The organism is Streptosporangium sp. G11, from assembly GCF_051192615.1.
Classification (GTDB): Bacteria; Actinomycetota; Actinomycetes; order Streptosporangiales; family Streptosporangiaceae; genus Streptosporangium.
Window position 1 is genome coordinate 1 of record NZ_JBPJUQ010000191.1, and the last position, 4,967, is coordinate 4,967.

Here is a 4,967-nt window from a genome sequence, read left to right on the forward strand (position 1 = left end):
CTGCGGCACCTGTTCAACCGTCTGATCGGCTGCCTCTATCACTGCCTCAAAACGCGCCGGACCTACGACGAGTCCATCGCGTTTCCACCTCCTCTCACCGTCGTCACTTGACACCACAACGTGCTCGGATGTCTGGGGACATGCTCGGGAGCGGAGGGCCGTCAGGGCCGGACGGCGGCCTTGACAAGGCCGTAATCGCCCCGAGCGAAGCTCTCCAGTGCCTGAGGCGCCTGGTCCAGCCCGAAACCGGTCACCCAGTTCGGGTCGGCCCTGCGGGCCAGGGGGATCGCGCGCAGGAACTGGGCGCGATCGTAGACGAAGGAGCCGATCAGGGTGTGTTCGGCGCGGGTGAACGCTACCGGGTCGAAGCCTGGCTCGGCGTCGGCGAAGCCGAGGTGCACGACGCGGCCCCCTGGCGCGGTGTGCTCGATCGCCTCGCGCCTGCTGTAGCGGCTGCCGACTGTGTCGAAGACCAGATCGAACGTGCCGTTCAGGGCGGCGCCCGTCCTGGTGGCGCCGAGCGACTTCGCGGCCGCGCGCCGGGCCGCCGCCGGTTCGGCGCAGCCCAGCGTTCGCACGCCCGCCTCCGCGGCGATCGCGACGCAGCCCAGGCCGAGACTTCCCGCCCCGACCACCGCGACCCGGTCAGACGGCCCGCCGCCGCTTCGGGCCCATGCCCTGACGGCGTTGGCGAACGGTTCGATGAACACCGCCTGCTCCCACGCGAGATCATCGGGTATGGGCACGAGCGCGGCCCTGGGGACGGCGACGCGCTCGGCGAACCCGCCGTCGTGATGGACGCCCAGCATCCGCCAGCCCGGACAACGCTGCCGGTCGTCCTCGCGGCAGAAGCGGCACGCGTCGCAGCCGGACAGTGGGTTGACGGCCACCCGCCGGCCGCCGGGATCGGTGCCCACCACACCGTGTCCCATGATCAGAGGGAGGGTTCTGGCGCCTGGATCGCGCAGAGCCAGGACTTCGCTGCCGCCGATTCCGGCGAGTGCGACCGAGAGCATCACGCTGTCGCGGCCTTCGCCGGGCTCGGGCACATCGAGGATTTCCAGGACTCCTGGCTCGGTGTAGACCAACGCACGCATATGTCACCGTTCGTACAGATGTCAGGAAACATCATCGGGGCGGTCAAGGGCGCGCGCGGCCGGGGGGAGGCGCTCATGCCTCCCCCCGGGCCCGGCGCCTTACGGGTTTCTGGTGAGGGTGCACACCATGAAGGGCGCCCATACGCCCTCGCCGACGGGCACATCGGAGTCGACGGTGACGGTGCCGTCCGCGTTCGGGCCTCGGGTGATGCGGGCGGGGCCGGTCACCACCAGGGCGTCCCCGTCGAAGCCGCCGTGGTACTTGCTGGCCTCGTGGTCGTACGGGCCGAGACTGTTGAAGAAGTGGGTGCGGTAGCGGCCGGTGGCGGCGTCGTAGTCGAAGAACTCGTGACCGGCGTCGACCACCTTCATGCCGGCGACCTCGAAGCTGCTCTCCCAGCGGTGGATGAGGAAGAAGCCCCCCTCCATCCACTCATAGCTCTCCCAGCCGGTGATCGGCGTCGCCGGGCCCATCGGGCTCTCGACCGTGGAGCCTGCCAGGATCCACTCGCCGAGCAGGAAGTTCAGCCGCTCGAGTTCGGGGGCGGGGGTGGGCATCTGGAATTCGGTGTTCTCCGACATTTCTAATCTCCTTGGGTTGTCGTGCTGTGTGTCGTAGCCTGCCGCGACCTGTGACCGGCGGGCACCCGTGGCGACCACCTGTCCGGTACGCGGGCACCACGTGCCCTGGCACGTGCTCGCAGGAAGATCAGCCGGAACCCGGGGAAACGGCGACCGGTCGGCCATGATGGAGCGATGGATCACACGCGTCCCGTCGAGGTGTCCGCCCGCGAAGGCGAGGTGCTGACGATGCTCGGCCTGCGGCTCACGAACGCGCAGATCGGTCACCGGTTACACGTTTCCGTCCGCACGGTCGAGGGACACGTGTCATCGCTCCTGCGCAAGTACGGCGTCGCCGACCGCAAGGCGCTGGCGGATCTGGCCGGCACGACGGCCGGCGGCACTCCGCCGCCCGTCGGGAAGACGAGCGGCCTGCCGCGGACGCGTACGAGCTTCGTCGGGCGTGTGGCGGAACGTGACCAGGTTCTGACCGCTCTGGCCCGGGATCGGCTGGTGACGTTACTGGGCCCCGGCGGGGTCGGCAAGACCCGCTTGGCGGTGGTGGTGGCCGAGGCCGCCGCGCCGTCCTTCCCCTTCGGGGCGGTGTTCGTCGACCTGGTGCCGGTCGGTCCTGGGTTCGTCACCCAGGCCGTCGCCGCCGCGCTGGACGTGACAGAACGGCCGCAGCAGCCGCTGGCCGACGCCGTGGTGGAGCGGCTGGCCCGGGGACGGTCGCTGGTGATCCTGGACAACTGCGAGCACCTGCTCGACGCGGTGGCCGAGCTCGCTGAGCGGATCCTGACCGCCTGCCCTGGGGCCACGATCCTGGCGACCAGCCGCGAGCGGGTCGGCCTGCAGGATGAACACACCATCTCCGTCGGGCCGCTCCCGCTGGGCTCCCAGGCCGAGCTCCTCTTCTACGACCGCGTCCGCGGCCCCTTACCCGGTGCGCTGCCCGACCGGGCCATCGTCGCGGACGTGTGCGCCCGCCTGGATGGGCTGCCGCTGGCGATCGAGCTGGCGGCGGCCCGCTGGGCATCGCTGGGCGGCATCGGTCTGCTCAGCGCCCTGGGCGACTATCTGCGGTTGCTGGCCGGCAGCCGGGGATCGGCCGTACGGCATCGATCACTGCGCGCCGTGATCGGCTGGAGCCACGACCTGCTGAACGAGGAGGAACGCACGCTGTTCCGCCGGCTGGCCGTCTTCGCCGGCGGCTTCGACCTGCGGGCCGTGGAGATGGTGGCCGCCGTCGGCGACCGCGCCGCGGCTGCCGACATCCTGGGCCGGCTGGTCGACAAGAGCCTGATCGTCCATGGGCAGGCGGAAGGCGGGTGGCGGCTGCTGGAGACCATCAGGGCCGTCGCCGCCGAGCACCTGGACAACAGCGGGGAGCGCGACCAGACGCGGCGACGGCATCTGGAATGGTCGCTGCTCACCGCCTCGGCCCTGGAAAACCGGCTGGAGGACGAGGGCTGGAGCGGCGACTTCGACGCTGTCGCCGGGGACCTGCGGGCGGCTCTGGCCGCCGCGCCACCCGGGCCGGGCCCCGAGCCGCACCGGCTGGCCCGCGCCCTGGCTCGGCTCAGCTACGCCCGCCGGTTCCTGATGGAGTCGTTCGACCGGTTCCTCGAGGCCGCCGAACGCGCGCCCACCCCAGGCCAGGCGGCCCGCGACCTGCGCGACGCGGCCGACTGCGGACACACCATCTACAATGCCGGCCAGCGGGTCTTTGACCTGCTGCTGTCCTCGGCCGCGCAGGCGCACACGAGCGGGGACGGCAACGCCAGGGCCATCGCGCTGGCCCTGGCCGTCGTCATGACCGCCCGGCATCCTGGCGGGTTCGCCATCGAGGTCCCCCATGCCGGCCTGCTCACCATGCTCACCGAGGCCATCAAGGCAGGTGACCCCTCCGACCTCCTGGTGGCGGCCCATCTGAAGGCGGCGGCCGCGTGGACGGCGGGCCCGCGAAAGTTCGATCCGGATCCCGCGCTGGCCGAGGCCGCCGTCGCCGCCGCGCGCCGGGCCGGCGATCCTGTGCTCCTCAGCGCCGCGCTCGACGCGGTGGCCATCGCGGCCCGCGCCGCAGGCCGGCGCGACAAGTCGTACCGGATCAGCCGCGAACGACTGTCCCTGCTCACCGCGATGCCCCGCCACGATCCGCACGCGGCGCCCGAGATCCTCGACACCCACCAGGTGACCTGCGAGGCCGCACTCGACATCGGAGACCTGCGGGCCGCCGGCTCGGCCGCCCGCCTGGCAGCCGCCGATGAGCTGGTCGGCGACTCCTACCTCTCGGCCGCCAACCTGATCACCCCTCTGGTGTTGGCCGGCGACTTCGAGGAGGCGCTGGACCTGGCGGCCACGGCCTGGAACGGCTGGCAGCGGGCCGGCATGCCGACGATGGGCTCACTGTCGCCCTGCCTGGGCGCCATTGCCCTCATCCATGGGCTACGCGGTGACGACCACGCCGCAAGGTTGTGGCGTGCCCGCGCCATCCAGGTCAGGGGGCCCGTGGTGCTCGGCCACGCCACCTTCGTGACGTTCGTCGACATCCGTCTCGCCGTCCACACCAGCCGGTTCGACGACATCGTCCCGCTCCTGGAACTGGGCCGCGCCGACACCACGTACTGGTCCTCGGCCTACATACGGGCCGCCGCGACCGAGCTGGCCGTCGTCGCCGAACTGCCTGACGCCGCGGAACGCCTGGCTGCGGCGGGCATCTCGACGCAGGGCAACGACTGGGCCGCCGCCTGCCTGGCCCGCGCCCGGGGCCGCCTGCACGGCGACACCGCCGCGCTTGAGACGTCGGCGGCGGCATGGCAACAGTTGGGATCCCGATTCGAGCGAGCCTGCACCCTCCTGCTCATGCCCGGCAAGAGCGCACAGGGCACATCGGAACTCGCCGCGATGGGCGTCAAGATGGCGTAGCCGCGAACGAGGCCGTCCGCGGGGACTCGCGAGCCCCCGATCGGCCCGACCGCGGCGTTCGGCGATCTTGTGGTCTTCTCGATGCGCGCCGACTGCGCCGGAGGCCCCTAGGCTAGCGGGACCCTGACCAAACCCGGCAGAATCGTCACTCACCGGCGACAGGGAAAGACTGGACCCAAGATCCGTGATCACGCTCGTTTCGGGCTCATGACACGTTTGTTTTACCCAGAACGGGCCTGAGAGTCGGTCCCGGAGTCATCGTCGATCGGAGCGGGGTTGCCCGTCTGAACCCCATCCTGGGGTCCAGTCGGGTAGCCCAGGGGGATTTCACCCCTGGGCTCCCACAGATCCCGGCGTGAATCTCTCGATTCACCGGGCTCT

At 71.1% G+C, this 4,967-nt stretch carries 3 protein-coding genes; 1 reads left to right on the forward strand and 2 read right to left on the reverse strand.

Annotated features, from left to right (window positions below):
• Positions 1-161 precede the first annotated feature (161 nt).
• Positions 162-1,097: a zinc-dependent alcohol dehydrogenase gene (locus tag ACSDR0_RS49320; protein WP_435295912.1), complete on the reverse strand. Its 936-nt coding sequence runs from the start codon at positions 1,095-1,097 to the stop codon at positions 162-164.
• Between the two features lie 99 nt (positions 1,098-1,196).
• The gene (locus ACSDR0_RS49325) at positions 1,197-1,679 is read right to left on the reverse strand and encodes a DUF1579 family protein (protein ID WP_435295913.1); all 483 of its coding nucleotides are present in this window, start codon (positions 1,677-1,679) and stop codon (positions 1,197-1,199) included.
• A gap of 174 nt (positions 1,680-1,853) precedes the next feature.
• On the opposite strand from ACSDR0_RS49325, the gene ACSDR0_RS49330 reads away from it, so the two are divergent.
• A complete protein-coding gene (locus ACSDR0_RS49330; protein ID WP_435295914.1) occupies positions 1,854-4,586 on the forward strand; it encodes an ATP-binding protein in 2,733 nt (910 codons plus the stop codon).
• Positions 4,587-4,967: the final 381 nt, after the last annotated feature.